Genomic DNA, 24,451 nt, shown 5'->3' with positions numbered 1-24,451 from the left:
TGGGGATGTGAAGGCACGCCCTACGCAGGAACGCCTGCACACCAGGCAGGCTGAGACCTGCCTACAGCAACCGCCGGATCGCGTCGCTGCCCAGCTCCGCCAGTTCGCGCCGGGTCCGTTCGTCGGTCGGCAGCGGTTCGCCCACGGTGAGCCGCGCGCGTATCGGGGGCGCCCGCAGAATGGCATCGAGCGATTGCAGCAAGGTCAGCTCGCCGATGTAGGCGGGCGCGGGCGTCCATTCGCCGGTTTGCTCATCGAGATAGCGCAGGCCCACGGGCTGCACCGGCACCCCGGCATGCAGCGGCGCCTGCATCAGGTTGGCATGGAACGGCAGGACATCGCGTCCGTCGCCGGTCGTGCCTTCGGGGAACACGCACACGATATCGCCGTGCTGCATATGCTCAACCAGGTCGTGCATCATGCGCCGGGCGTCGCGCTTGCGGTTGCGGTCGATGAAGAATGTCCCGGTCTTGGCGCACAGCCAGCCGATCACCGGCCAGTTGCGGATCTCCGACTTGGCGACAAAGCGCACTGGCTGCCAGGCGTTGATCAGGTAGATGTCGAGCCACGAGATATGGTTGGCGATCACCATGAAGCCGCGTTCGCCGCCCGTGTCATTCCTGCCACGGGCCAGCGGGGCCAGTTCGCGGACCTCCAGACGCACGCCGCACAGTTCAAGCAGGCGCTGCGACCAGCGCCGGATGTGGCGGTGACGCGCGGCATGGCCGGACCACGGGAACACCACCGCACAGATGGTGACGCCCCAGACGATATGGCCGGCCAGGCGGGCTTTCTTGAGCCAGATCACGATGGATCAGTGCGCGCCGAATGCGATGTGGCCGCCTACGATGGTCATGCGGACGCGGCCCGGCATCTCATAGCCAAGGAACGGCGAATTCTTGCCCTGACTCTTGAGTTGCCTGGCCTCGACCTTCCACGTCGCAGTGGGATCGAAGACACACAGATCGGCTGCGGCACCGACGGACAATGTGCCAAGCGGCAGGTTGAGCACGCGCGCCGGATCCGCGGTAATGCGCGCCAGCGCTTGCGGCAGCGGAATGCGGTATTCGGCGGCCCAGCGCAGCACCAGCGACAGCAGCAGTTCCAGGCCGGTCGCGCCGGGCGATGCCTCGGCAAACGGGAGCAGTTTCTCGTCGTCGTCTACCGGGGTGTGGTCCGAACAGATCGCGTCGATGGTGCCATCGATGAGGCCGGCGACGATGGCATCGCGGTCGCGTCCGCTGCGTAGCGGCGGCACGAGGCGCATCTGCGGATCGAAGTAGCCGATATCGACATCGGTGAGGGCCGTGTGGTGGACATTCACGTCGCACGTCACGTTCAGCCCTTCGGCCTTGGCCTGCCGGACCAGCGCGATGCCTTCGGCTGAGGACAAGCGGCACAGGTGCACGCGCCCGCCGACCATGCGCATCAGTTCGAAGATGGTGTGCAGGCGCACCGTTTCGGAAATCACCGGCACACCCGACAGGCCGAGCCGCGATGCCACGGCGCCGCTCGCGGCGACACCGCCCTTGCCCAGGTACGGGTCCTCGGGGCGCAGCCAGACGGTAAAGCCGAAGGTCTGCGCATACTGCATGGCGCGCATCAGGATCTGGCTGTCGACAACAGGAGCGTTGGCCTGCGAAAAACCCACGCAGCCGGCATCGGTCAACTCTGCCATTTCGGTCAGCACTTCGCCCTTCAGGCCGACGGTCAGCGCGCCGAGTGGGTAAACATGCGCCTGGTTGAGGTTGCGCGCGCGGAACTTGAGCATTTCCACGAGACCCGGCTCGTCAAGCACCGGGTCGGTATCGGGCGGGCATACCAACGAGGTCACGCCACCGGCCATGGCCGCGGCCATTTCCGATTCGAGCGTCGCCTTGTATTCCTGGCCCGGCTCGCGCAGGCGCGCCGACAGGTCGACGAGGCCCGGCGCCACGACTAGCCCGGAAACGTCGACCACCTTGTTGGCATGGAAATCCGCCGGGGCCTGGCCTACGCCGACGATTTTGCCGGCGGCCAGAAACACGTCATGCTGGCCGTCGATCCCGTTCGCCGGATCAATGACACGTCCACCCTTGAGTTGCACTTTCATCTGCTGTTTGCTCCGTCATCCCCGCTTGGCGGGAACCCACTCATCTGTTGCTGTTCCAGGCCACGTGCCGCGTATGCGACAAGCACATGCCATGGCCGTACGCATACCGGTCATCAGTCGCTGTTGCCCGCCACGATGCCCATCACGGCCATGCGCACGGCAATGCCGAATGTCACCTGGTTGAGGATCACCGACTGCACGCCGTCGGCGACCGCCGAGTCGATTTCCACGCCGCGGTTCATCGGCCCCGGGTGCATCACGATGGCATCCGGCTTGGCCAGCGCCAGGCGCTCCGGCGTCAGGCCATAAGCCTTGAAGTATTCCTGCGCGGAGGGCAGCAAGGCGCCGCTCATGCGCTCGTTCTGCAGGCGCAGCATGATGATGACGTCAACGCCCTTGAGGCCTTCGGCAATGTCGTGGAACACGCGCACGCCCATCTGCTCGAGCGCACCCGGCAGCAGCGTGCGCGGGCCGATGGCGCGCACCTCGGGCACGCCCAGCGTGGTCAGGGCATGGATGTCGGAGCGCGCCACGCGCGAATGCAGGATGTCGCCGACGATCGCCACCGTCAGGTTGGTGAAGTCCTTCTTGTAATGCCGGATGGTGTACATGTCCAGCAGGCCCTGCGTGGGGTGCGCATGGCGACCGTCGCCGGCGTTGATCACGTGCACGTGCGGCGCGACGTGCTGGGCGATGAGGAACGGCGCCCCCGAGCTGGCATGGCGCACCACGAACATGTCGGCATGCATGGCCGACAGGTTGTTGATGGTGTCGAGCAGGGATTCGCCCTTGCTGGTGGACGAGGCATTGATGTTCAGGTTGAGCACGTCGGCCGACAGCCGTTTGGCAGCGATCTCGAAAGTCGTGCGCGTGCGCGTGGAGTTCTCGAAGAACAGGTTGAAGACGCTCTTGCCACGCAGCAGGGGCACCTTCTTGACCTCGCGGTCGGAAACCGAGACGAACTGGCTCGCGGTATCGAGGATGTGCGTGAGCATGTCGCGCGACAGCCCCTCGATCGACAGCAAATGCTTCAGCTCGCCGTTGCGGGTGAGCTGGGGGTTGCGGAACATCTTGTTCATGCGTGTTTTCCGGCGATTGGGTGACAACTAGGCGGCAATTAAGCAGAGGGTGCGGCGGACGAAACTGTATCGAACACGAAGCGACCATCGGGCTCCTGGCGCAGCGCGAGCTGCGCATCGGCCGGCAGGCTGACGGTGCCGCCGACGAAGGTCGTGTCGATCGGCAGTTCACGTCCGCCACGGTCGGCCAGCACGGCCAGCGCCACGCGCGCGGGGCGGCCGTAGTCGAACAGTTCGTTGACGGCGGCGCGGATCGTCCGGCCGGTCGCCAGCACGTCGTCCACCAACAGGATCGAGCGATCGAGCACATCGAACGGCAAGGTCGTCGGCGCGGCCTGGCTGTGCAGACCTTTCTTGGCATAGTCGTCGCGGTGGAACGCCACGTTGATCACGCCATGCTCGGGCAATCCGAGGTCGGCCGCCAGGCGCGCGGCAATCCACGCGCCGCCGCTGTGGATGCCGGCAATGGACCAGGACCCGGCTGCGAGTTGCGGGCCGAGGGCGGTCCGCAGTTGCGCCAGAAGCGTCTGGTACAGGGCTTCTGCGTCGATCGAAGAAACTGTCATGCTGTCGCTTGCTCGTCGAAGTACTGTTGAAGGATGACGCGCGCCGCCTCGGCATCGAGCGCCCCGCGTTGCGCCCCGGCGGAGCGCGCGGCAACCGAGGAGAAACTTTCATCGACCCAGGTGACGGGCAGGCCGAAGCGGCCGTGTAGCTGGTTGCCGAAGCGCCGTGCGTAGCCGATGGCCGGCTGCGGACCATCCGGTCCTTCCGGATGGTGCGGCATGCCGACCACGAGCTGCACCGGCTGCCACTCGGCAATCAGGCGCGCCACCGCATTGAAGCGGGTCGCGGTATCGAGGTTCTGGATGATTTCGAGCGCGCGCGCGTCGCGCGTCACGGTATTGCCGACCGCAACGCCGATCCGCTTGGCGCCGTAGTCAAAGGCGAGCACCGTGCCCGCGGGCTGCTCAGGCATGCCCGGCCTCACCGGAAAGCATGGTGAGGTCGATGCCCAGGAGGCCGAGGGCGGCGGAAAAGCGGCCGTCGGCAGGCACATTGAAGATGATGTCCGGATCGGCTTCCACGGTCAGCCAGCCATTCTGGCCCAGCTCTTCCTCGAGCTGCCCGGCAGTCCAGCCGGCATAACCCAGGGTCATCAGGAAGCGGTGCGGGCCGTTGCCATCGGCCACGGCCTCGAGTACGTCCTTGGAAGTCGTCATTTCCAGCCCGCCCGGCACCGTCAGCGAGGACGAGAACGTCCCCGTCGCGTCATGCAGCACGAAACCGCGCTCGGTCTGCACCGGACCACCGTAGTACACGGGCTGTTGCGCCAGCGGCTGGATCTCGAGCTTGAGGTCGACCTTGTCGAACAGGGTCGCCAGGTCGAGGTCGATCGGACGGTTGATCACCAGCCCGAGCGCACCGCGTTCATTGTGCTCACACACATACACGACAGTTCCGGAAAACAGCGGATCGGCCATGCCGGGCATGGCAATGAGAAACTGATTGGTCAGGTCGATGGGTGCGTCGGAACGCATGGCACTGGACATAGTGGCTATATTTTATCAAATCGGATCGCTGCCGGGCGATTCCGGCCTAGCAATTGCCGCAGGAATCGGCACATCACCCTGCTACGCCACCGCCCTGGCCTGCCTGCGTCACGTCCTCCGCCTCATCCGCCAGCCTGTCCAGGTCATCCGCCTCCAGCCACATCCATGCGCCACGCGGCAGGTCGCCGGGCAGGACCAGCCCACCCACCTGGCTGCGGTGCAGCGCTGCAACGTGGTTTCCGGCCGCAGCCACCATCCGTTTCACCTGGTGATATTTGCCTTGCGTCAGGGTCAGGCGCAGGCCATGTGACCCGGTCTGCTCACAACCTTGCGCGACAACCGGCTGTGGCTCATCCTCGAGCAGTACGCCGGCCAGCAGGCTCGCCACCTGCTCAGGCTGCACGGCCTCGCTGGTCTGGACTTCGTACACCTTCGGCACTTTGCGCCGTGCGGAACTGTAACGGTGGATGAACTGCCCGTCATCTGATAGCAGCAGCAGGCCGGTGGTGTCCTGGTCGAGGCGGCCGATGCACTGCACGCCACGCAGGCGCAGTTCGGCCGGCAGCAAGGTCAGCACCGAGGGATGATGCTGGGGCTTCTGCGAACATTCGTAGCCGGCCGGCTTGTGCAGCGCCACGTAGGCGTGTGCACGATAGCGCCAGTCGACGCCATCGACCGTCAGCATGCGGCCGTCCGGCACGAAATCGGCGCGGGGGTCGTCGCACGGCACGCCGTCGACCAGCACGTCACCGGACAGAATCATCTGCGCGCACTGGCGGCGCGAACCAAAACCCTGGGACTGGAGAATGCGATCAAGTGTCATGGGGCGAAGGGTAACGGATATTCATGGCCACGGCATGATTTGAAGCACGGGCATGCATGGACAGGCCGCCACGCGATGCCGATAATGCCGGGAAAGCGGCGACACAGACCTTTTCCGGTCGTCCCGCTCATTCCCAGCCGTCCCCGCCCCTACCGCCATTGCCTATGCCCGCCCGCCGTGCTCCCGACGACTCCCGGACTGCTTCCGCAGCCCAGCCTGCGGGCTGCTCCCAGCCGTCCCGTCCCTTCCGCCGAGGGCTCGTCTGGTTCCGCCGCGACCTGCGTTGTGTCGACCACGCCGCGCTGCACCACGCCCTGGCGCAATGCGAAACGGTGTTGTGCGTCTTTATCTTCGACCCGGACCTGCTCGAACCGCTGGCCCGCGCTCCGGACCGCGCGGGGCATCGGCGCGTGGCCTTCCTGCATGGCTGCGTGGCGGCGCTGGATGCGGCACTGGCAGCGTCCGGCAACCGGCTGATCGTGCAGCACGGCCGGGCCGTGGAGTCGCTCGCGTCGCTGGTCGAGACGCTCGGCATCGATGCGCTGTTCTACAACCGAGACTATGAGCCTGCCGCCATCGCGCGCGATGAGGCGGTGACGGCGCGTCTGCAGGCGCTGTCCTGCGTCTGCTTCGATTTCAAGGATCAGGTGATTTTCGAGCGGGGCGAAGTGCTCACGGCTCAGGGGCAGCCATTTTCGGTCTTCACGCCGTACAAGAACGCCTGGTTGCGGCGATTGACGCCGGCCGATCTGGCGCCGCGTGACATCGTCCTGCGCGCCGCTCCTGCTGCCGAACCAACAGCGGCAGCAACCATGCCGACCCTGGCGCATCTCGGCTTTGATGCAGCGCCGGAAACACCGCCGCTCGCCCCGGGCAGTGCCGCCGCCGAGGCCCTGCTCGACGATTTCCTGGCGCGACTGGACGATTACCATGTGCGGCGCGATTTTCCGGCCGTACGCGGGCCCAGCTATCTCTCTGCGCATCTGCGTTTCGGTACCGTATCGATCCGCACACTGGCGGCCTGTGCCCACCAGCGCATGCTGGCGGGCAGCCGTGGCGCGGAGACCTGGCTATCGGAACTGATCTGGCGCGAGTTCTACATGATGATTCTGGCGCATCACCCCCGCGTAGCGGCAGGCGAGTCCTTCAAACCCGAATACGACCGGATCCGCTGGGCAGAGGGTGCGGCCGCGGAAGAGGCGTTCGCCGCCTGGTGCGCAGGCCGCACCGGGTACCCGCTGGTGGATGCCGCCATGCTCCAGCTCAATACCACCGGCTACATGCACAACCGGTTGCGCATGGTGACGGCCAGCTTCCTGTGCAAGGATCTCGGCATCGACTGGCGGCGCGGCGAAGCATATTTCGCGGCGCGCCTCACCGACCACGATTTCGCCGCGAACAATGGCGGATGGCAATGGGCCTCGTCCAGCGGCTGCGATGCGCAACCGTATTTCCGCATCTTCAACCCGGTCACGCAGTCCACGCGCTTCGATCCACAGGGCAAGTTCATCCGGCGCTACCTGCCGCAACTGGCCAAATTACCGGACCGGGACATCCACGCCCCATGGGCTGCGTCCGCCACGGTGCTGGCCGAGGCCGGGGTAAAACTCGGGAAAGACTATCCGTACCCGCTGGTGGACCACGCCGAGGCTCGGCAACAGACGTTGGAACGCTACCAGGTAGTCAAGGCCACGTCCGGTCCGCCGCAGGAGGCAAAACGACCAGTCAGGAACTCAGGCAAGCACGCTGGCAGCAGTCAGGGCTAGACGACGGGAGAACTGGGAATGGCCGGCATCCGGCCAGTAGGAGGCAGCGCCACGGGACGCGGCGCTGCGGCGTGGCCTCAGAGCGCCACCATCTCGAAGTCTTCCTTGCGGGCGCCGCACTCCGGGCAGGTCCAGTTGATGGGCACGTCTTCCCACTTGGTGCCGGGGGCGATGCCATCGTCCGGCGCACCGGTTGCTTCATCGTAAATCCAGCCGCAAATCAGGCACATCCAGGTCTTGTATTCCATAACTCCACGTCGATTCGGCGTCGATCCATTAAAATTCAGCGCAGATGGTACCCTAATCGGTGCAGTCGAGACCAGAAATCTCCGCTGCGCCACTCAACTTCCCGGGTGATTTGCGCCGCAGATGCCAGACATTGCGCCGCCAATCCGCCAGGATCGGGTCCGGTTTCCCCACTTCTGTTTTTTTCAGGTCAGCAACATGTCCCGTAACCAGCAACTCTTCGAACGCGCGCAGCAAACCATTCCCGGCGGCGTCAACTCACCCGTGCGCGCCTTCCGCTCGGTCGGCGGCACGCCCCGCTTCATCGAGCGCGCCAGCGGCCCGTACATGTGGGATGCCGATGGCACGCGCTATATCGACTACATCGGCTCGTGGGGCCCGATGATCGTCGGCCATGCCCACCCCGAGGTGGTGCAGGCCCTGCGCGAGACGGTGGATCGCAGCTTTTCGTTCGGCGCCCCGACCGAGGCGGAGATCACCATCGCCGAGGAAATCTGCAAGCTGATGCCGTCGATGGAGCAGGTGCGCATGGTGTCGTCCGGTACCGAGGCCACCATGAGCGCGCTGCGGCTGGCGCGCGGCTTTACTGGCCGCGACCTCATCATCAAGTTCGAAGGCTGCTACCACGGCCATGCCGACAGCCTGCTAGTGAAGGCCGGTTCCGGCCTGCTAACCTTTGCCGACACCACCAAGAATGCGCCGTCGTCGGCCGGTGTCCCAGCGGACATCGCGAAGCACACGATGGTGCTCGAGTACAACAACGTCGAACAACTGAAAGAAGCATTCGCGAAACACCGCGGCGAAGTCGCCGCCGTGATCGTCGAGCCGGTGGCCGGCAACATGAACCTGGTGCGCGCCTCGCAGGACTTCCTGCAAGCCATGCGCGACCTGTGCACGGCCGATGGCGCGGTGCTGATTCTCGATGAAGTGATGACCGGCTTCCGCGTGGCGCTCGGCGGCGCGCAAAGCCTCTATGGCATCCGCCCCGATCTCACCTGCCTGGGCAAGGTGATCGGCGGCGGCCTGCCGGCGGCGGCCTTCGGCGGCCGGCGCGACATCATGGCGGCGCTTGCGCCGCTCGGCGGCGTGTACCAGGCCGGTACGCTATCCGGCAATCCGCTGGCGGTGGCGGCCGGCCTAACCACGCTGCGCCTGATCCAGAAGCCGGGCTTCCACGACGCTCTCGCGGCCCAGACGCGCAAGCTGGCCGATGGCCTCGTGGCGCTCGCACAGGCAGCAGGCGTGCCGTTCAGCGCCGACACCGTGGGGGGCATGTTCGGCCTGTACTTCCGCGCCGAAGTGCCGCGCAGCTTTGCCGAAGTCACGCAGAGCGACACGGCTGCCTTCAACCGCTTCTTCCACGCCATGCTGGATGCCGGCGTGTATCTCGCGCCATCGGCCTTCGAAGCCGGTTTCGTCTCCGCAGCGCACGACGATGCGGTGATCGCAGCCACGCTGGAGGCGGCGCGCACGGCGTTCGGCAAGCTGTAAGGACACCCTGGCGGGAGGGCGGGCAGCGATATGCCGCTGGCAAGCGGTGTCCCGCGCGTCAACATCTGGCCACCCCGGTCATGCGGCTCCTGTGCGCAACGCGAGGGCGTTAGCCCGCTGGCGTCCAAGCGCCCGAATGTCTTCCGTTGCGTCAGGGATCACCGACACCAAGACGGACATGGCCGCGTTCAGTGCGGCCTCGGACACCTGCTCTGCAGCAGGGGCCGGCTTCGAAAACAGGATGTGTGTCTGCCGCTCATGGCGCTTGTCACGCGCTGGATCAAACTGGTGGCGAAGCGCGCCGAGCGTTGCACGGGCCAGCACGCTGCGTTGATGCGCCTGCTGGTCATCGCTCGGTGAGCGCTGCAATGTCTCGACAATCAAAGCAAGAAGCTCACCTTGATGATTCGCCCCGTTGAGGGAGAACGCAAAGGACTCGGCGGCAAGTGTCCGCGCCAGCTGCTCTGTCAGGTGCGGGACCAGGTCAGAGCACAGTGCATCCGTCAACTGATGTGGCACGTGCCGTGCAAATAGCCCAACCATCAGGAGAAACGATTCGCGGCAGCGCCCATCCATGATTTTCGCGACATCGAGTTCGTGCAGCTTCCATGCGGCCGGAAGATTGCCCTGGATCACCGCGTCGCGCATGCCAGCGGTCTGTTTGCCAACTTCGGCGCCCTCCAGCCGTGGTCCGGGCGTCTCCAGCAGATATTCCAGAAAGCGCACCAGCGCATGGGCGCCGACGGAATAATCGCGCCTGAACGACGTCATGTAGGGATGCTTCTGGCCGGCCGCCTCATCGAGAGGAAACGAAGCTGCCAGGATATTGCGTAGCCGCGCGACACCATCCTCCTCGCTCGCCAGTTTGCTCATCTTGCCGAGAAAATCAAAATTGATCAGCTGGCGACACTTACAGTTCTTGTCACGCAGCAACACACGGAGCAACGACGCCGAAGGACCACAATGAACTCTCACATCGGGGTATTCATGCACGCGTCCGCCATCGTACTCATGCTTGCGGAACTCCCGTTCGATCGAAGCATAGCCACGCTGTGCCGGCTTCAGGACCTGGATCGTCGCAACAGGGCCATGTGCGAAGTAGCGTGCCAGCTTCTTGTCTGAAAGCAACTCACGCAGCTGGAGGCCGCTACGCTCACGCGGCGCAAGATCGATCCGCACTTCACGATGAGTGTCGTTAGGATCGAACAATGCAATCCTGTCCTTGCGGATGCTCAGCAACATGGTATGGCCGCCCGTGCGCAGAAAGGCGACATGCTCTTTTTTGTCGCGGTCCAGACTCCATCTGAGTTGATCGATAACCGCGTCGAACTGCTCCATCGAAAACACGTGACTCTGTGATGCCCGTCTGCGCATGTGTTCAGAGAGACTTTCGATATCGGGCGGCATGTTGCGCGCAATGGTTTCCGCATCCCGGAATCTCTCCGCGAAGTTGAATTCCTGTCCAGGGTGCTGCAGACGCCAATGCGCCGCAGCTGCGGTGAGATGACGGCAGGCCGCCGGCATGGATACGCCGCTGCGTTCGCCAGGCACCGTAGCGGCACCGTTCAGATTGATTTTTTTGGCATCCGCCGGCCACTGGTATGTTCTTGCCTTCACCGCTGCCGTCTGGGCACTTTCTATTTGCGCTGCCCGTACCGGCGACCCGCCGGTACGTCTCGCCCGGGATGATGACTCATTTCCGCCAACCGCCGAGCGGGTAACGTTCCGGGCTGGCGTGTTGGTCGCACGCGCCTTGCGCTGGGGCCGCTGAACACCTGCATCGTCCCGTTGTTCAAACGCGGTCGTTTTCTGCTCGGCATTCCTGGGACTGCCGGATGTTCGGGATTTCGCGCCGGAAACATGGCCGCGATTTCGCGCGGAGGATGAGGTCACCGGCGTACGCTGGGCCGCAACAGTGCTGGCGCCGGCTTCTGCGACAAGATCCTGCCGTTGCGTGACCTTGCGATCTGGGGGCCGTGGAAAATTCGTGTCACTGACCACGGTACTCGGCGCGGTGCTCACTGGAGATACAGTCCGCCTGCTCGACACAGCGACGGCCACCGGCGGCGCCTCTCGCTCCCCGGATGCCGAGGTACACGAAAACCCGGTACTGAAAAAATGTCTGATCCTCTGCAACATGGCCCGCCCGGACAAGCGTCCGCCTCCTTGAAGTGTTTTGATGAGAATTTGTTTTCATTTATAAAGAGACTTTGCAGGGTTGACTGGAAACAACTGCAAGTTCGGGCCGTCGGATGTCCGGAGAGGATGAAACAAAACGAAAAATGCATGCCGCGGGGGAGCAGGCGGACTGCCACACGGCGCCTTCGGTCATCGGGACAGTCCCCCCTCGAGGTATCTGCGCGCCGCGACCGCCTGGCGAAAGCTGTCAGCGCCACCGAAATTCGGTATGCTTGAGTGCCGCGCCTTCATCCGCGGATGTTGTTTGGAACCCCAGCCGGAGTACGCCCAAGATGACCTCGCTTTCCATCTCTTTCCCGCAACGCCCAGCCTTCTTTTCAATCGCGCGCTGGCTATGCGTGGCCTGGCTGCTTTCCCTGCTCAGCGCCTGCGGCTACAACGATTTCCAGGCGAAGGACGAAGCCGTGAAGGCGGCCTGGGGCGAAGTGGTCAACCAGTACAAGCGCCGTGCCGACCTGATTCCCAACCTGGTGGCCTCGGTCAAGGGTTATGCCTCGCACGAGCGCGAGACCCTCGATGCCGTCGTCAAGGCGCGCGCTGCGGCCACCAGCATCCAGGTCACGCCCGAAGTGCTGAACGACCCCGAAGCGATGCAGCGCTTCCAGGCGGCGCAGGGCCAGTTGAGCAGCGCGCTGTCGCGCCTCATGGCTGTGGCGGAAAACTATCCGCAGCTGAAGGCCGATACGCTGTTCCGCGATCTGCAATCACAGCTCGAAGGCACCGAGAACCGTATCACGGTGGCGCGTCAGCGCTTCATCGCGGCAACACAGGAATACAACGTGCTGGCGCGTAGCTTTCCGACGAACCTCACGGCGATGGTGTTCGGCTACAAGGTCAAGCCGACGTTCACGGTGGAAGACGAGAAGGCTATTTCCGCTCCACCGGCGGTGAAATTCTGATGAAGCGTCTGTCGTTCCTGCAGTGGTGCGCGGGTATCTGTCTCGCGCTGCTACTGCATGTCGCGAGCGCCCAGGGACTGGTTGCCGTCCCGCCGCTGCAGGCGCGCGTCACGGATCTGACTTCGACCCTCGATGCCAACCAGAAAGCCTCGCTCGAGCACGTTCTGGAAACATACGAAACGGAACGCGGCAGCCAGATCTTTGTGCTGATGCTGCCCAGCACCGCGCCGGAACCGATCGAGATGTTCAGTATCCGCGTCGCGGATGCGTGGAAAGCAGGCCGCAAGGGCATCGATGACGGCGTGATCGTGGTGATCGCCAAGAACAATCCGTCTGACCTGCGCAAGATGCGGCTGGAAGTCGGCCGCGGGCTCGAAGGTACCCTGACTGATGCCATGTCAAAGCGCATCCTGCAGGACGTGATGGCGCCACACTTCCGCCAGAACGATTTCTATGGCGGCCTGAGCGCCGGGGTGGCGGCCATCCAGGCCACCATCGACAAGGAAGCGCTGCCGGCCCCGGAACGGCGTGCGGCAGCCGGCGCCAACGATCTCTATGACTGGTTCAGCGTCGCCTTCGTGATCTTCATCATCGCGATGTTCCTGATCCGCGCCATGGCCGGCGGCGGGCGACGCGGCATGGTGGTGCGCCCGGGACGCGGCCACGTCGTGACCGGCGGGCTGGGCGGCCTGGGTGGACTCGGCGGCATCGGTCATGGCGGCTTCGGTGGCCGTGGAGGCGGCGGTTTCGGCGGCGGTGGCGGCTTCGGCGGTGGAGGCGGCGGCGGCTTCAGCGGCGGCGGCGCCTCTGGCAACTGGTGAGGACGTCGATGCCGGCCCATCCTTCACGCCTCAAGCGCCTGTGCACCCACCTGTGCACCACGCACGCCCATGTCCGGGCGCTCTTTCCCGATGCCGAGCTTGACCGGATCGAGCATGCCATCCAGGCGGGCGAACATGGCCACCAGGGCGAGCTGCGTGTCGTCATCGAAGGCAGCCTGCCGCTTGCGCAGGTATGGGGCCGCGTCTCGCCGCGTGAGCGTGCCGAGCATATCTTCCGTGAACTCGACATCTGGGATACGGAAGCCAACAGCGGCGTGCTGCTTTATCTCAATATCGCCGACCATGCCGTGGAAATCGTCGCAGACCGCGGCTTTGCAGCGCGCGTGCCAGCCACGACGTGGGACGAGCTGTGCGCCATCCTCACCAGCGGTTTCACACGGCAGCAGCAGACGGCAGCGCTGCACCAGGTCATCCACGCCCTGCATGCGCTGGCCAACCGGCACTTTCCAGTTGACCCTGCCCGCGGCGGCAACAGCAATGAGTTGCCGGACCGGCCGCTGATTTGCTAGCTCGCCCGCTGCCCAACGACACGACGGGCACTCACCTTCTGCGCCTGTTCTACGCCGGTTCTGCGCCCGCGCATGCGGGCGCACTCCTCACACGCGAATCAGCGTTGCTGCGCCCTGGCACGCAGCTGGATGCCGATGGTCGCCACCCCCACGGCACAAGTGAAAAGCGAATCGCTCGCCATATCATTCTGCGCCCAGCCGCTCGTGATCTGCTCGACCGACTGAACGCCGGCCACGCGCGCCTTGTTCTGCAAATCCTTCAGGGCCTGTACGAAAGTGAGCTGGCATACTTCCTTTTCCGTCATCTGCGACTCGGGAAACTCCGTATGGCTGACGCCATTGACCGGCCGACGGTTGCGTGCCACGACCCGCCACTCGTCGCGGCGATTGCCGCGTACCACCTCACTCGCCTGCCTGGCGAAATTGAGCTGGATCCGTGGATCGAGCTTGTCCCGGGCAACCTGCGTGGCAAGCGCCTCGGCAAGCGGGTACGTGACAAGGTCGGTGGCCAGCGCGCGGCTCGTGGCAAACAACGCTATCACTGAGACGAGCAGTAGACGAAGCGGTTTCATCGGACTGTCTTTCCTGTTCGAGGGGATGCAGCGATGCCTTGGGCCGGCAATACCTAGGCCGGCACTATCGGGACAGCGATGGCACAAGCGCGGAAACGTGGCCGCTGGAATACGGCGTAAAAGAACTACGCCGGACTGCGGGACTGCGGGACTGCGGAATGCTTCGGCGATGCTAGCCAGTCCATCGACATGCAACTGTGAATTCTTGTAAATTTCCACCGCAAACGCCTCCAAACCGGCCCAAGCCGGACGCTACGCCGCTCCCCGTCACGTTTGTTTGCGGTACGCCGCCGCACCGCGATCTATGCTGAAGTCAATCCAATTCACACAGGAGATGCATCATGCGTTTCCATACGACTGACCTGCATGACGCCCTGCGTTGGTTCAACCCCAGTCCGGTCTCATCGCTGCATGCGCGCCCTGTGTCCACACGTTTCCTGCGCAGCCTGACGACACCCCTGATGCAGCGTACCCTCGATCGCCTGACCGCCATGCGCGCGTTCGTGGCACCGCCCGCCGCCCCGACTGCGCAAGACATTCAGCGGCGCCGCCAGATCATCCTCGCCATGCCGGCCCGGCACGGAGCTGATCTCCGCCGCAAGCTGCTTGCCATGGTCCATACCGATGCGCGCCTGCTGCCTGCGGATACGAACGTGGCCCGCCTGATGGAAGCGCCGGAGAAAGCGCGCTGCCTGTGCGATACCGCCGTTATCGTCAGCATGATGCGCATGCGTGATGAAGGCCTGACACTGCTGCCAGAGCATTTTCTGGCACTGGATCCGGCCTATGTGCCATACCGCAATGGCCGCGTCGATTTCAGCATGCTGGAGTCGCTGGTAACGCAGATGCTGGCGTCAGGCGAATGCTACGGCCCGGACGACGCACGCGTCATCGCCCTCAACAGGTTGCTGCAAAGCGGCCTGTTCAACGGCTTTCTCGATCAGGAGGGCATGGCCTTCCCGCTGCGCCTGCACCTGCGCGCCGGCATTGAGCGGCTTGCCACGTGCTACCGCAACGACTTTCCGGCGCTGCTCAACCACCTGCCCCGGCAGACGCTCAACTGTCCCGACCGTAGCGGCACCACCCCGCTGGCCACCGCCATTGCGTTGCACAGCGTGCCGCTCGTGACTGCCCTGCTACGGCGCGGCGCTGAAGCTTCACTGAACGAGACCGACCGCACCGGCGCCACGCCACTGCTCACCGCCGTGCGCAGCGCACAGCCGGGCGTGGTCCGTGCCCTGCTGATCATGGGCGCGGATGCCTCGCTCGAGCAGGCTGATTACGATGGCATCACGCCGCTGCGCGCCGCCATCGCAGCCGGCGCCACCGAGATCGTGCAGCTGCTGCTGCCGTATGGCGATGCGGCGGCCCTCAACCGCCCCGATCCGCGCGATGGTGCAACACCTCTGCTGATGGCAGTGCGCAGCGGACGTGTGGAGCTTGTGCGGATGCTGCTCGCCAAAGGTGCGGGCAGCTCGGTCAACCAGCCGGATGCAAAAGGTCTCACGCCGCTGCGGGCGGCCGGAGATTGCGCCGAACTGGTGATGCTCTTGCTGGAACATGGCGCAGATCTCGCCCACCTGCATAGGCCTGCCCAGGACGTGACCGCAATGGCCGCCGCCCATCCCGCTCCGCAATCGCTGCCGCAGATGTGCTGACAGCCGTGCCGTGATGTTGGCACGCACGAGCGCACCATGCTCCAGCCAGCCCCAGAACGAAAAACCCCGTGATGCTCACGCATCACGGGGTTGATGGCACACCGGGCCGAAGCCCGGCAGGACCGATGGTCCGGCAGATTACATCATGCCGCCCATGCCACCCATGTCGCCCATGCCGCCCGGCATTGCCGGAGCAGCGGACTCGTCCTTCGGTGCTTCGCACACGGCGCAGTCGGTGGTCAGCATCAGCGATGCGACCGACGCGGCGTTCTGCAGCGCGGTGCGGGTCACCTTGGTCGGATCCAGCACGCCCATTTCGACCATGTCGCCGTACTCGCCCGAGGCGGCGTTGTAGCCGTAGTTGCCCTTGCCTTCGATGACCTTCGACACGACGACCGAAGCTTCTTCACCGGCGTTGGTCACGATCTGGCGCAGCGGCTCTTCCATGGCGCGCAGCACGATCTTGATACCGGCGTTCTGGTCGGCGTTGTCGCCAGCCAGGCCGGCGATCGCGGCACGGGCACGCAGCAGGGCCACACCACCGCCCGGGACGATGCCTTCTTCCACGGCAGCGCGGGTGGCGTGCAGCGCGTCTTCCACGCGTGCTTTCTTTTCCTTCATTTCGACTTCGGTGGCAGCACCAACCTTGATCACGGCAACACCGCCGGCCAGCTTGGCCACGCGCTCTTGCAGCTTTTCACGGTCGTAGTCGCTGGTCGCTTCTTCGATCTGGGCGCGGATCTGCTTGACACGGCCTTCGATCTGCGAGGCATCGCCTGCGCCGTCGATGATGATGGTGTTTTCCTTGCCCACTTCGATACGCTTGGCCTGGCCGAGGTGCTCCAGGGTTGCCTTTTCGAGGGTCAGGCCGACTTCTTCAGCGATCACGGCACCGCCGGTCAGGATGGCGATGTCTTCCAGCATGGCCTTGCGGCGGTCGCCAAAGCCCGGAGCCTTGACGGCGCAGGTCTTCAGGATGCCACGGATGTTGTTGACCACCAGCGTGGCGAGGGCTTCGCCTTCCACGTCTTCAGCGATGATCAGCAGCGGACGGCCAGCCTTGGCGACTTGCTCGAGCACCGGCAGGAGGTCACGAATGTTCGAGATCTTCTTGTCGAACAGCAGGACAAACGGGTTCTCCAGGGCAACAACCTGCTTTTCCGGATTGTTGATGAAGTACGGCGACAGGTAGCCGCGGTCGAACTGCATGCCTTCCACGACTTCGAGTTCGTCGGCCAGCGACTTGCCGTCTTCGACGGTGATCACGCCTTCCTTGCCAACCTTGTCCATGGCTTCAGCGATGCGGTCGCCGATCGAGGTTTCGCTGTTGGCCGAAATCGAACCAACCTGAGCGATTTCCTTGCTGGTGGTGGTCGGCTTGCTGATCTTCTTCAGCTCTTCGACAGCGGCTGCAACGGCCTTGTCGATGCCGCGCTTGAGGTCCATCGGGTTCATGCCGGCGGCCACGAACTTCATGCCTTCCTTCACGATCGACTGGGCCAGCACGGTTGCGGTGGTGGTACCGTCACCGGCGTTGTCGCTGGTCTTGGAAGCCACTTCCTTGACCATCTGCGCGCCCATGTTCTGGAGCTTGTCCTTCAGCTCGATTTCCTTGGCCACGGACACACCGTCCTTGGTCACGGTCGGGCCGCCGAAGCTGCGCTCGAGCACCACGTTGCGGCCCTTCGGGCCCAGGGTCACCTTGACCGCGTTGGCCAGGATGTTGACGCCCTCGACCATCTTGGCGCGGGCGGAATCTCCAAATACGACGTCTTTTGCTGCCATGTTCTGTATCTCCGGTTACGTTGAGAGAAAGCTTAGGCCTGGACCACAGCCATCAGGTCTTCTTCGCGCATGACCAGCAGCTCCTGGCCATCGACCTTGACAGCCTGGCCGGCATACTTGCCGAACAGCACACGGTCACCCACCTTCACATCCAGGGCAATGTTCTTGCCGCTGTCATCCTTCTTGCCCGGGCCGACGGCCACGACTTCGCCCTGATCCGGCTTTTCAGCAGCCGCATCCGGAATGATCAGGCCGGAAGCCGTCTTGGTTTCTTGCTCGAGACGCTTGACGATCACGCGATCGTGCAAAGGACGCAGATTCATACGAACTCCTCTATACAAAGTGAGTATGTGTTCACATTTAGCCGCCAGCTTGGACGGCCAGCAGAATTCGAAAGCGCCGGGATGCGCTGTTAGCACTCACCCCGAACGAGTGCTAAGTATAGGGGTGGGGCATGACATTTTCAAGGCGCGCCATTGCCAAATTTTGTTGGGGCGACAACGGCGGCAGCCTAGGGAAAACCAGTAGGGCACAGCCTCCGCACTCCTGCCAGCGCCTCTGGCAAAACCACCGACACCGGCAAGCAGTGTCGCCGGCCTACCGTCTGTACGACCGCCGCCCCAGGCCGGGCAACGCGATTAGACAGTCGCACCCAAACCGGATCACGACGGTTGCAGTACAATCCCGCATCGCCTGCATGAGAGTGCGCCGGCGTACATTTCCCCCGGCGGGGCTCTCCCCGCCTCGATGCGGCTTCCACCGCACTTCTATCAGTCGGTTTTCGCCTGCGCCGGGAGACATGCCCCGGCACCCCTCTCTGCCCCGGATACGCATCACGCCGATGGCGCCACTATGCGCTGACGCTCCGGAGGCCGCCCGGCCCAGACCTTTCTCAATACATCATGTCTCAAACCTCCACCGCTTCCTCTGCGCAACCCGTTGCGTCGGCGCCCGCGAACCGTCCCGCGCGCGTCATCATCGCCAGCCTGGTCGGGACGACAATCGAGTTCTACGATTTCTACGTCTACGCCACCGCCGCCGTGCTGGTCTTCCCGCACCTCTTCTTCCCGCATGGCAACGAGACGACCGCCCTGCTCGCATCGTTCGCCGTGTTCGGCGCGGCGATGATTGCACGCCCCCTCGGCGCGATCTATTTCGGCCACCTGGGCGACAAGGTCGGCCGCAAGACAACGCTGGTGGCGGCACTGCTCACCATGGGCATCGCCACGGTGCTGATCGGCTTTTTGCCGACCTATGAAAGCGTGGGCTGGCTGGCACCGCTGCTGCTGGTGGTCCTGCGGCTGGCGCAAGGTTTTGCGATTGGCGGCGAGTGGTCCGGTGCCGCGCTGGTGGCCACCGAGAACGCACCCAAGGCCAAGCGCGCGCTGTATGGCACTTTCCCGCAACTGGGTGCGCCGCTCGGCTTCATCATCGCCAATGGCCTGTTCCTGATCGTCGCGGCGATGCTGCCGTCCGATGATCCTTCGCGTCCGTCCGAGGCCTTCCTCGCCTGGGGCTGGCGTATCCCGTTCATCTTCTCGGTGGTGATGGTCGTGATCGGCCTGTGGGTACGCCTGAGCCTGGTGGAAAGCACCGCCTTCACCAAGGCCGTGAAGACCGGCAAGGTGGTCCGCCGTCCGCTCGGCGAGGTGGTCCGCAAGCATTGGCGCGAACTGGTGCTGGGCACCTTCTACATGCTGGCGACCTACGTGCTCTTCTACCTGATGACGACGTTCTCGCTCAGCTATGGCCGCGCGCCCGTGGATCCCGCTAACGGCCAATTGCCCGGCCTGGGCTACAGCTACAACACCTTCGTGCTGATGCTGATCGCGGGCGTGGTGTTCTTCGGTATCTTCACCCTGCTCTCCGGTCCGTGGGCGGACCGCTTCGGGCGACGCCGCACGTTGATCGTCGTGACGCTCGGCATCATCCTGTTCGGCTTGTCGTGGGTGCCGCTGCTCAACGCAGGCTTTGCCGGCGTCATGCTGTGGCTGATCCTCGGCTTCAGCCTGATGGGTGCGACGTTCGGTCCGATGGGCGCCCTGCTGCCGGAGTTGTTCCCGACGCACGTGCGTTACACGGGTTCCGGCATCTCCTACAACATCTCGTCCATTCTTGGCGCCGCGGTCGCACCGTTCATCGCGGTCTGGCTGTGGAGCAAGGCCGGCGGCAGTCCGGTGCTGGTGGGCGTATACCTGTCGGTGATGGCACTGATTACCCTGCTCGCACTGCTGTGCGGCAAGGAAACCAAGGACGTCGAAATCGAGCAGTGAGCGAAGATTCCTGCCCGGCAAAAGCCAACCAGTACGGTTGGCTTTTTTATGCCGCTCGCGCTTCCGCGACACAACGCCGCTAGCGGAAGAACACGCCGCGCGTCACGAACGTATAGTCCGCCTCGGCGGCCATCAGCCAGACGAACACGAGCAGCGCCGCCGGCGGGATAAGGATGGCGCAGACCAGCGCCATGCGCTCCCACGCCATGTGCATGAACACAGCGATGATCAGTCCGGCCTTGGCGATCATGAAGACGACGATCAGCGTCCAGCGCAGCATGCCCTGCAGCTGGAAATAGTCGACCAGGTACGAAAGCGTGCTGAGGACGAACAGCAGCCCCCAGATCTTCAGGTACAGGCTGATCGGGTGTTGCTGGTGTTGCTGCTGATGTTGCGGTTCATGTGCGGTTTCCATGATGGCCTCACCACAGGTAGAAGAACGCGAAGATGAAGACCCACACCAGGTCGACGAAGTGCCAGTACAGGCCGGCGATCTCGACGATCTGGTAATCGCCCCCGCGCTCGTAGTCGCCGCGCGTCAGCTTGAGCGCGACCGTCATCAGATAGATCACGCCGGCCGTGACATGCAGGCCATGGAAGCCGGTGATCATGAAGAACGCCGACCCGAACTGCGCCGCACCCATCGGGTTGCCCCAGGGCCGCACGCCTTCCTCGAAAATCAGCTTGCTCCACTCGAACGCCTGCATGCCGACGAAGCACTCGCCGAGAATCGCAGTGATCACCATCAGCAGGGCCGCACGATAGCGGTCGCGCTGGTAGGCGTAGTTCACCGCCATCGCCATGGTGCCGCTGCTGGTGATCAGCACGAAGGTCATCAGCGCGATCAGCAGCAGCGGCACCTCCACTCCACCCACGTTCAATCCGAAGACGATGCTCGGGTTGGGCCACGCCACCGTGGTCGACATGCGTACCGTCATGTAGCCGATCAGGAAGCAGCCGAAGACAAACGTGTCGCTCAGCAGGAAGATCCACATCATCGCCTTGCCCCACGACACGCGGAAGGCGGTGCGGTCCGACGACCAGTCGGCGACGAAGCCGCGCCATCCGCCTGCGGGATGCGCGGCATCAGGGGAAATTGCCATCGAGGTGTGTGCCATCGCCATGCTCCGCATCAACCGGTGCCGCAGATGCGCCGCACCAGCTCGGGGGTCAGCCAGCCGAGCGCGGCAAACAGCACGAGCCACACCGCCAGCAGGAAATGCCAGTAGCGCGCGCACAGCGTCATCAGGCGCACCTCGTCCGGCGCATCGTCACGCGTGCCGTCGGCGCCGCGGCGCCACACCACCGTCCAGGCCCATAGCCCGCCGAGTACATGCAGGCCATGCAGGGCCGTCAGCACATAGAAGAAGCTGCTGGCCGGCGTATCCGCAAACGACTGGCCCAGCACGCGCCACGCCCACAGCTGCGTGCACAGGAACAGCAGCGTGCACACCCCGCCGGCCAGCATCGTCTGGTGCGCTGCCTCCATCCTGCCGCGGCGCGCGATCATCACGGCTGCCTGCATCGTCAGGCTGGCAAGCACCAGCCATGCAGCGCTCAGCCATAGCACGTCGGGCACAGGCAACCGGCGCCAGTCCGGTTGATCCATGCGCATGGCATAGGCCATCAGGAACAGCATGAACAGCGACGTTGCCACCAGCATGAAGAACCACAGCGCGGTACTCGCCGCCGAGACGGACAGAGACGGCAGCGCTGTGCTGCGCCGCTCGAGGGTCGCCTGGGTCATGACAGCACCTCCGTCCGGTGTGGCACATACGGTTCGTCCTCGATGCCGGGCTGGGGTGGCATCTGCTGGGGAATGAAGTCCTCGGCGGCGCCCGGTACGCTGTACGCGTAGGCCCAGCGATACACCACCGGCGTTGCTGCACCCCAGTTGCCATGGGCGGGCGGCGTCTGCGGCGTCTGCCATTCGAGCGAGGCGGCGCGCCACGGATTGGCGCCTGCCGGCCTGCCATGGCGTACGCTCCACGCGAGGTTGAACAGGAACATCAGCTGCGCGGCGGCGACGATGAAGGCGATCACCGAGATCCACATGTTCAGCGTATGCGCGGATTGCGGGATGAACGCGTAGTTCTCGAAGGCGTAGTAGCGGCGCGGCATGCCAAGAATACCGAGGTAGTGCATCGGAAAGAAGATGGCGTAGGTGCCCAGGAAGGTGATCCAGAAATGCGCCTTGCCAAGCGTGTCGTTCAGCATGCGGCCGGTCACCTTGGGATACCAGTGGTAGATGCCGCCGAAGATCACGAGGATCGGCGAGACACCCATCACCATATGGAAGTGCGCAACGACGAAATAGGTATTCGAGAGCGGGATGTCGACGCTGACATTGCCGAGAAACAGTCCGGTCAGCCCGCCGATCAGGAAGGTGCTGATGAAGCCCAGCGCGAACAGCATCGGCACGGTGAGATGGATATCGCCGCGCCACAGCGTGAGTACCCAGTTGTAGACCTTGATGGCAGTCGGCACGGCGATGATCAGCGTGGTCGTGGCAAAGAAAAAACCGAAGTACGGGTTCATGCCGCTGACGAACATGTGGTGCGCCCACACCACCACGCTCAGCCCGCCGATCGCGAGGATGGCCCAGACCATCGTGCGGTAGCCGAAGATGCATTTGCGCGCATGCACGCTGATGAGGTCGGACACGATCCCGAAGGCCGGCAGCGCCACGATATAGACCTCGGGGTGGCCGAAGAACCAGAACAGGTGCTGGAATAGCAGCGGGCTGCCACCCTTGTAGTCGAGCGGCGCGCCCATCGACACGATCGCCGGCATGAAGAAGCTCGTGCCCGCCAGCTTGTCGAGCAGCATCATGATGCCGCTCACCAGCAGGGCAGGAAACGCGATCAGCGCCAGGATGGTCGCCATCACGATGCCCCATACCGTGAGCGGCATGCGGAACAGCGTCATGCCCTCGGTGCGTGCCTGCAGCACCGTGGTGACATAGTTCAGCCCGCCCATGGTCGCGGCGACGATAAAGATCAGCAGCGACACCAGCATCAGGATGATGCCCCAGTCGTGTCCCGGCGTGCCAGGCAGGATCGCCTGTGGCGGGTACAGGGTCCAACCGGCGCCTGTCGGACCGCCTTGCACGAAAAAGCTGGCCACCAGCACCAGCACCGATAGCAGGTAGCACCAGAAGCTCAGCATATTGAGATACGGGAACACCATGTCGCGCGCGCCGATCATCAGCGGAATCAGGTAATTACCGAAACCGCCCAGGAACAGCGCCGTGAGCAGGTACACCACCATGATCATGCCGTGCATGGTCATGAACTGGTAATAGTGCTGCGCGTCGATAAAGGCGAACTTGCCGGGAAACCCGAGCTGCATGCGCATGAGATTGGACAGCACCAGGCCCACGATGCCGATGGCAATGGCCGTAATGGCGTACTGGATCGCAATCACCTTGTGATCCTGGCTCCAGACATAGCGCGTCCAGAAGCTGTGCGGCGCGTGCGCGTCACCCGTCATGGCTGCCTCCCTGCCGCGGCATTCGTTCCGCCCGCCCCGGTGGTTGCCGGGGCACTGCTGAGCGACTGGATATAGCCCACCAATGCGGCGACCTCCTCATCGCTGAGCACGGTCTTGGGCATGATCGGCGGATAGCCCTTGACCACGCTCGCCTGCGGTTCGCGGATGGATTCGGCAAGATAGTCGGCGTCCGCCTGCCGGGTACTGCCGTCGGCCAGCGGTACGCTGTGGTTGAACAGGCCGCGCCAGGTCGGCCCCACACTGGCCGAGCCATCGACCGAATGGCAGGCCACGCAGCCCTTGCTCTGCGCCAGCGCCTTGCCCAGCATCGTGCCGGCTGCCTGCGGTGCCGCGCCGGCCTGGCGCAACTGTGCAAAGGTGTGCTGGCCGGCCAGCCAGGCCTCGAACGCCGCAGGTTCTGTGACGCGCACGTAGCCGCGCATATTGTGATGGCCCACGCCGCACAGTTGCGCGCACAGCACCTCGAAGCGCCCTGCCTGCACGGGCGTGAACCAGAAACTGGTCACCATGCCTGGCACCAGGTTCATGCGGGCCCGGATGTTCGGCAGATAGAAGTCGTGCAGCACGTCCTTGGAGCGGAGCAACACCTTGACCGGCACGTTCAGCGGCAACTGCGTCTCGTTGCCTTCGACCACCACGTCATCGAACCCCGCGGGATCATCCGGATTCAGCCCGAGCGGGTTGTCAACGGAGACAAAGCGCGCATCCGTGGTGCCGAGTCGGCCGTCCTTGCCGGGAAAGCGGAAATGCCATTGCCACTGCTGGCCGGTGACTTCGAGCAGCATCGCCTGCGATGGCGGGGCAACATAGTTGGCGTAGACGAACAGCCCCGGTGCCAGCAGCCCGACAATACCCAGCGTGCTCAGCCCGATGAGCCACCATTCGAGGCGGCGATTTTCCGGTTCGTACGCAGCGCGCCGGTCCTTGCCAGGGCGGTGCCGGTGGCGCAGCAGGATGTAGGCGACGAACAGGTTGATGGCAATGAAGAACGCCCCCGTTACCGCAAGCGTCATGAGGAGCGTGTCGTCCATCTGTTTCCAGTTGGACGCCAGCGGTGTGGACCACCAGGGGCTGAGGATGTGAAACAGCACCGAGGCGACCACGATCAGGAGCAATGCGACAGCCATCCCCATGGCAACCCCCACCACGCG

At 64.2% G+C, this 24,451-nt stretch carries 24 protein-coding genes; 7 read left to right on the top strand and 17 right to left on the bottom strand.

Annotated features, from left to right (window positions below; translation table 11 throughout):
* Positions 1 to 61 precede the first annotated feature (61 nt).
* The 7 genes from ACQ3C8_RS02980 to ACQ3C8_RS02950 form a co-directional block, all read right to left on the bottom strand.
* Complete coding sequence (locus ACQ3C8_RS02980; protein ID WP_428852397.1) at positions 62 to 808, bottom strand: lysophospholipid acyltransferase family protein; 747 nt, start codon at positions 806 to 808, stop codon at positions 62 to 64.
* 6 nt (positions 809 to 814) lie between these two features.
* Positions 815 to 2,092 (bottom strand): dihydroorotase, encoded by a 1,278-nt coding sequence (locus ACQ3C8_RS02975; protein ID WP_428852396.1) that lies wholly within the window; start codon positions 2,090 to 2,092, stop codon positions 815 to 817.
* A 113-nt stretch (positions 2,093 to 2,205) separates the two neighbouring features.
* Positions 2,206 to 3,171, bottom strand: a complete 966-nt coding sequence (locus ACQ3C8_RS02970) for an aspartate carbamoyltransferase catalytic subunit (protein WP_009521448.1) — start codon at positions 3,169 to 3,171, stop codon at positions 2,206 to 2,208.
* Positions 3,172 to 3,209: 38 nt separating this feature from the next.
* The gene (gene pyrR, locus ACQ3C8_RS02965) at positions 3,210 to 3,737 is read right to left on the bottom strand and encodes a bifunctional pyr operon transcriptional regulator/uracil phosphoribosyltransferase PyrR (RefSeq protein WP_428852395.1); all 528 of its coding nucleotides are present in this window, start codon (positions 3,735 to 3,737) and stop codon (positions 3,210 to 3,212) included.
* On the bottom strand, positions 3,734 to 4,150 hold the full coding sequence (ruvX, locus tag ACQ3C8_RS02960; RefSeq protein ID WP_009521446.1) for a Holliday junction resolvase RuvX: 417 nt from the start codon (positions 4,148 to 4,150) through the stop codon (positions 3,734 to 3,736). The genes pyrR and ruvX overlap by 4 nt, the downstream gene beginning before the upstream one ends.
* Positions 4,143 to 4,712, bottom strand: a complete 570-nt coding sequence (locus ACQ3C8_RS02955; RefSeq protein ID WP_009521445.1) for a YqgE/AlgH family protein — start codon at positions 4,710 to 4,712, stop codon at positions 4,143 to 4,145. The genes ruvX and ACQ3C8_RS02955 overlap by 8 nt, the downstream gene beginning before the upstream one ends.
* Positions 4,713 to 4,797: 85 nt before the next feature.
* A complete protein-coding gene (locus ACQ3C8_RS02950; RefSeq protein WP_428852394.1) occupies positions 4,798 to 5,547 on the bottom strand; it encodes a pseudouridine synthase in 750 nt (249 codons plus the stop codon).
* 164 nt (positions 5,548 to 5,711) lie between these two features.
* Here ACQ3C8_RS02950 and ACQ3C8_RS02945 point away from each other — a divergent pair, with 164 nt between their 5' ends.
* Entirely contained in the window at positions 5,712 to 7,313 is a 1,602-nt protein-coding gene (locus ACQ3C8_RS02945) for a cryptochrome/photolyase family protein (RefSeq protein WP_428852393.1), read from the top strand.
* A gap of 77 nt (positions 7,314 to 7,390) precedes the next feature.
* On the opposite strand, the gene ACQ3C8_RS02940 is transcribed toward ACQ3C8_RS02945, so the two are convergent.
* Entirely contained in the window at positions 7,391 to 7,561 is a 171-nt protein-coding gene (locus ACQ3C8_RS02940; RefSeq protein ID WP_009521442.1) for a rubredoxin, read from the bottom strand.
* Between the two features lie 196 nt (positions 7,562 to 7,757).
* Between ACQ3C8_RS02940 and hemL the strand changes: the two genes are divergently transcribed.
* The gene (hemL, locus tag ACQ3C8_RS02935) at positions 7,758 to 9,050 is read left to right on the top strand and encodes a glutamate-1-semialdehyde 2,1-aminomutase (RefSeq protein WP_428852392.1); all 1,293 of its coding nucleotides are present in this window, start codon (positions 7,758 to 7,760) and stop codon (positions 9,048 to 9,050) included.
* 78 nt (positions 9,051 to 9,128) lie between these two features.
* Here the strand turns inward: hemL and ACQ3C8_RS02930 are convergent, their stop codons facing one another.
* Positions 9,129 to 11,051, bottom strand: coding sequence for a hypothetical protein (locus ACQ3C8_RS02930; RefSeq protein WP_428852391.1), 1,923 nt, complete (start codon positions 11,049 to 11,051; stop codon positions 9,129 to 9,131).
* A 470-nt stretch (positions 11,052 to 11,521) separates the two neighbouring features.
* Between ACQ3C8_RS02930 and ACQ3C8_RS02925 the strand changes: the two genes are divergently transcribed.
* Genes ACQ3C8_RS02925 through ACQ3C8_RS02915 form a run of 3 tightly spaced genes read left to right on the top strand, consistent with a single transcriptional unit; the run spans position 11,522 to position 13,499 of the window.
* Positions 11,522 to 12,148: a LemA family protein gene (locus ACQ3C8_RS02925; protein ID WP_009521439.1), complete on the top strand. Its 627-nt coding sequence runs from the start codon at positions 11,522 to 11,524 to the stop codon at positions 12,146 to 12,148.
* Entirely contained in the window at positions 12,148 to 12,969 is an 822-nt protein-coding gene (locus ACQ3C8_RS02920; RefSeq protein ID WP_428852390.1) for a TPM domain-containing protein, read from the top strand. Before ACQ3C8_RS02925 ends, ACQ3C8_RS02920 begins: the two co-directional genes overlap by 1 nt.
* 8 nt (positions 12,970 to 12,977) lie before the next feature.
* Complete coding sequence (locus ACQ3C8_RS02915) at positions 12,978 to 13,499, top strand: TPM domain-containing protein (protein ID WP_428852389.1); 522 nt, start codon at positions 12,978 to 12,980, stop codon at positions 13,497 to 13,499.
* A gap of 98 nt (positions 13,500 to 13,597) precedes the next feature.
* Here ACQ3C8_RS02915 and ACQ3C8_RS02910 read toward each other — a convergent pair whose 3' ends face one another.
* Entirely contained in the window at positions 13,598 to 14,071 is a 474-nt protein-coding gene (locus ACQ3C8_RS02910) for a hypothetical protein (protein ID WP_428852388.1), read from the bottom strand.
* A 341-nt stretch (positions 14,072 to 14,412) separates the two neighbouring features.
* Between ACQ3C8_RS02910 and ACQ3C8_RS02905 the strand changes: the two genes are divergently transcribed.
* The gene (locus ACQ3C8_RS02905; protein ID WP_428852387.1) at positions 14,413 to 15,729 is read left to right on the top strand and encodes an ankyrin repeat domain-containing protein; all 1,317 of its coding nucleotides are present in this window, start codon (positions 14,413 to 14,415) and stop codon (positions 15,727 to 15,729) included.
* Between the two features lie 138 nt (positions 15,730 to 15,867).
* On the opposite strand, the gene groL is transcribed toward ACQ3C8_RS02905, so the two are convergent.
* Both groL and groES read right to left on the bottom strand, forming a co-directional pair.
* Positions 15,868 to 17,514, bottom strand: a complete 1,647-nt coding sequence (gene groL / locus ACQ3C8_RS02900; RefSeq protein ID WP_009524222.1) for a chaperonin GroEL — start codon at positions 17,512 to 17,514, stop codon at positions 15,868 to 15,870.
* Between the two features lie 32 nt (positions 17,515 to 17,546).
* Entirely contained in the window at positions 17,547 to 17,837 is a 291-nt protein-coding gene (groES, locus tag ACQ3C8_RS02895; protein ID WP_009524221.1) for a co-chaperone GroES, read from the bottom strand.
* Between the two features lie 579 nt (positions 17,838 to 18,416).
* On the opposite strand from groES, the gene ACQ3C8_RS02890 reads away from it, so the two are divergent.
* Complete coding sequence (locus tag ACQ3C8_RS02890) at positions 18,417 to 19,787, top strand: MFS transporter (protein WP_428852386.1); 1,371 nt, start codon at positions 18,417 to 18,419, stop codon at positions 19,785 to 19,787.
* A gap of 79 nt (positions 19,788 to 19,866) precedes the next feature.
* Here ACQ3C8_RS02890 and ACQ3C8_RS02885 read toward each other — a convergent pair whose 3' ends face one another.
* The 5 genes from ACQ3C8_RS02885 to ACQ3C8_RS02865 are packed head-to-tail and all read right to left on the bottom strand — an operon-like array spanning position 19,867 to position 24,433.
* Entirely contained in the window at positions 19,867 to 20,202 is a 336-nt protein-coding gene (locus tag ACQ3C8_RS02885) for a cytochrome C oxidase subunit IV family protein (protein WP_428852385.1), read from the bottom strand.
* Positions 20,203 to 20,209: 7 nt separating this feature from the next.
* Complete coding sequence (locus ACQ3C8_RS02880; RefSeq protein ID WP_428852384.1) at positions 20,210 to 20,890, bottom strand: heme-copper oxidase subunit III family protein; 681 nt, start codon at positions 20,888 to 20,890, stop codon at positions 20,210 to 20,212.
* A gap of 29 nt (positions 20,891 to 20,919) precedes the next feature.
* On the bottom strand, positions 20,920 to 21,534 hold the full coding sequence (locus ACQ3C8_RS02875; RefSeq protein ID WP_428852383.1) for a cytochrome c oxidase subunit 3: 615 nt from the start codon (positions 21,532 to 21,534) through the stop codon (positions 20,920 to 20,922).
* Positions 21,531 to 23,279 (bottom strand): cytochrome c oxidase subunit I, encoded by a 1,749-nt coding sequence (gene ctaD, locus ACQ3C8_RS02870; protein ID WP_428852382.1) that lies wholly within the window; start codon positions 23,277 to 23,279, stop codon positions 21,531 to 21,533. The genes ACQ3C8_RS02875 and ctaD overlap by 4 nt, the downstream gene beginning before the upstream one ends.
* On the bottom strand, positions 23,276 to 24,433 hold the full coding sequence (locus ACQ3C8_RS02865) for a c-type cytochrome (protein WP_428852381.1): 1,158 nt from the start codon (positions 24,431 to 24,433) through the stop codon (positions 23,276 to 23,278). The genes ctaD and ACQ3C8_RS02865 overlap by 4 nt, the downstream gene beginning before the upstream one ends.
* Positions 24,434 to 24,451 lie beyond the last annotated feature (18 nt).

The organism is Imbroritus primus (genome assembly GCF_964332355.1).
Taxonomy (GTDB): Bacteria; Pseudomonadota; Gammaproteobacteria; order Burkholderiales; family Burkholderiaceae; genus Imbroritus; species Imbroritus primus.
This window is presented reverse-complemented; position numbering and strand designations above follow the sequence as displayed.

Bases quoted from the DNA above. Each gene is read 5' to 3' on its own strand.
- ACQ3C8_RS02875 (WP_428852383.1), bottom strand. From the start codon at position 21,534: ATGACCCAGGCGACCCTCGAGCGGCGCAGCACAGCGCTGCCGTCTCTG.
- ACQ3C8_RS02890 (WP_428852386.1), top strand. From the start codon at position 18,417: ATGTCTCAAACCTCCACCGCTTCCTCTGCGCAACCCGTTGCGTCGGCG.
- ACQ3C8_RS02940 (WP_009521442.1), bottom strand. From the start codon at position 7,561: ATGGAATACAAGACCTGGATGTGCCTGATTTGCGGCTGGATTTACGAT.
- ACQ3C8_RS02905 (WP_428852387.1), top strand. From the start codon at position 14,413: ATGCGTTTCCATACGACTGACCTGCATGACGCCCTGCGTTGGTTCAAC.
- ACQ3C8_RS02910 (WP_428852388.1), bottom strand. From the start codon at position 14,071: ATGAAACCGCTTCGTCTACTGCTCGTCTCAGTGATAGCGTTGTTTGCC.
- hemL (WP_428852392.1), top strand. From the start codon at position 7,758: ATGTCCCGTAACCAGCAACTCTTCGAACGCGCGCAGCAAACCATTCCC.
- groES (WP_009524221.1), bottom strand. From the start codon at position 17,837: ATGAATCTGCGTCCTTTGCACGATCGCGTGATCGTCAAGCGTCTCGAG.
- ACQ3C8_RS02955 (WP_009521445.1), bottom strand. From the start codon at position 4,712: ATGCGTTCCGACGCACCCATCGACCTGACCAATCAGTTTCTCATTGCC.
- ACQ3C8_RS02880 (WP_428852384.1), bottom strand. From the start codon at position 20,890: ATGGCAATTTCCCCTGATGCCGCGCATCCCGCAGGCGGATGGCGCGGC.
- ACQ3C8_RS02920 (WP_428852390.1), top strand. From the start codon at position 12,148: ATGAAGCGTCTGTCGTTCCTGCAGTGGTGCGCGGGTATCTGTCTCGCG.
- ACQ3C8_RS02975 (WP_428852396.1), bottom strand. From the start codon at position 2,092: ATGAAAGTGCAACTCAAGGGTGGACGTGTCATTGATCCGGCGAACGGG.
- groL (WP_009524222.1), bottom strand. From the start codon at position 17,514: ATGGCAGCAAAAGACGTCGTATTTGGAGATTCCGCCCGCGCCAAGATG.
- ctaD (WP_428852382.1), bottom strand. From the start codon at position 23,279: ATGACGGGTGACGCGCACGCGCCGCACAGCTTCTGGACGCGCTATGTC.
- ACQ3C8_RS02865 (WP_428852381.1), bottom strand. From the start codon at position 24,433: ATGGGGATGGCTGTCGCATTGCTCCTGATCGTGGTCGCCTCGGTGCTG.
- ACQ3C8_RS02950 (WP_428852394.1), bottom strand. From the start codon at position 5,547: ATGACACTTGATCGCATTCTCCAGTCCCAGGGTTTTGGTTCGCGCCGC.
- ACQ3C8_RS02945 (WP_428852393.1), top strand. From the start codon at position 5,712: ATGCCCGCCCGCCGTGCTCCCGACGACTCCCGGACTGCTTCCGCAGCC.
- ACQ3C8_RS02925 (WP_009521439.1), top strand. From the start codon at position 11,522: ATGACCTCGCTTTCCATCTCTTTCCCGCAACGCCCAGCCTTCTTTTCA.
- ACQ3C8_RS02970 (WP_009521448.1), bottom strand. From the start codon at position 3,171: ATGAACAAGATGTTCCGCAACCCCCAGCTCACCCGCAACGGCGAGCTG.
- pyrR (WP_428852395.1), bottom strand. From the start codon at position 3,737: ATGACAGTTTCTTCGATCGACGCAGAAGCCCTGTACCAGACGCTTCTG.
- ruvX (WP_009521446.1), bottom strand. From the start codon at position 4,150: ATGCCTGAGCAGCCCGCGGGCACGGTGCTCGCCTTTGACTACGGCGCC.
- ACQ3C8_RS02915 (WP_428852389.1), top strand. From the start codon at position 12,978: ATGCCGGCCCATCCTTCACGCCTCAAGCGCCTGTGCACCCACCTGTGC.
- ACQ3C8_RS02885 (WP_428852385.1), bottom strand. From the start codon at position 20,202: ATGGAAACCGCACATGAACCGCAACATCAGCAGCAACACCAGCAACAC.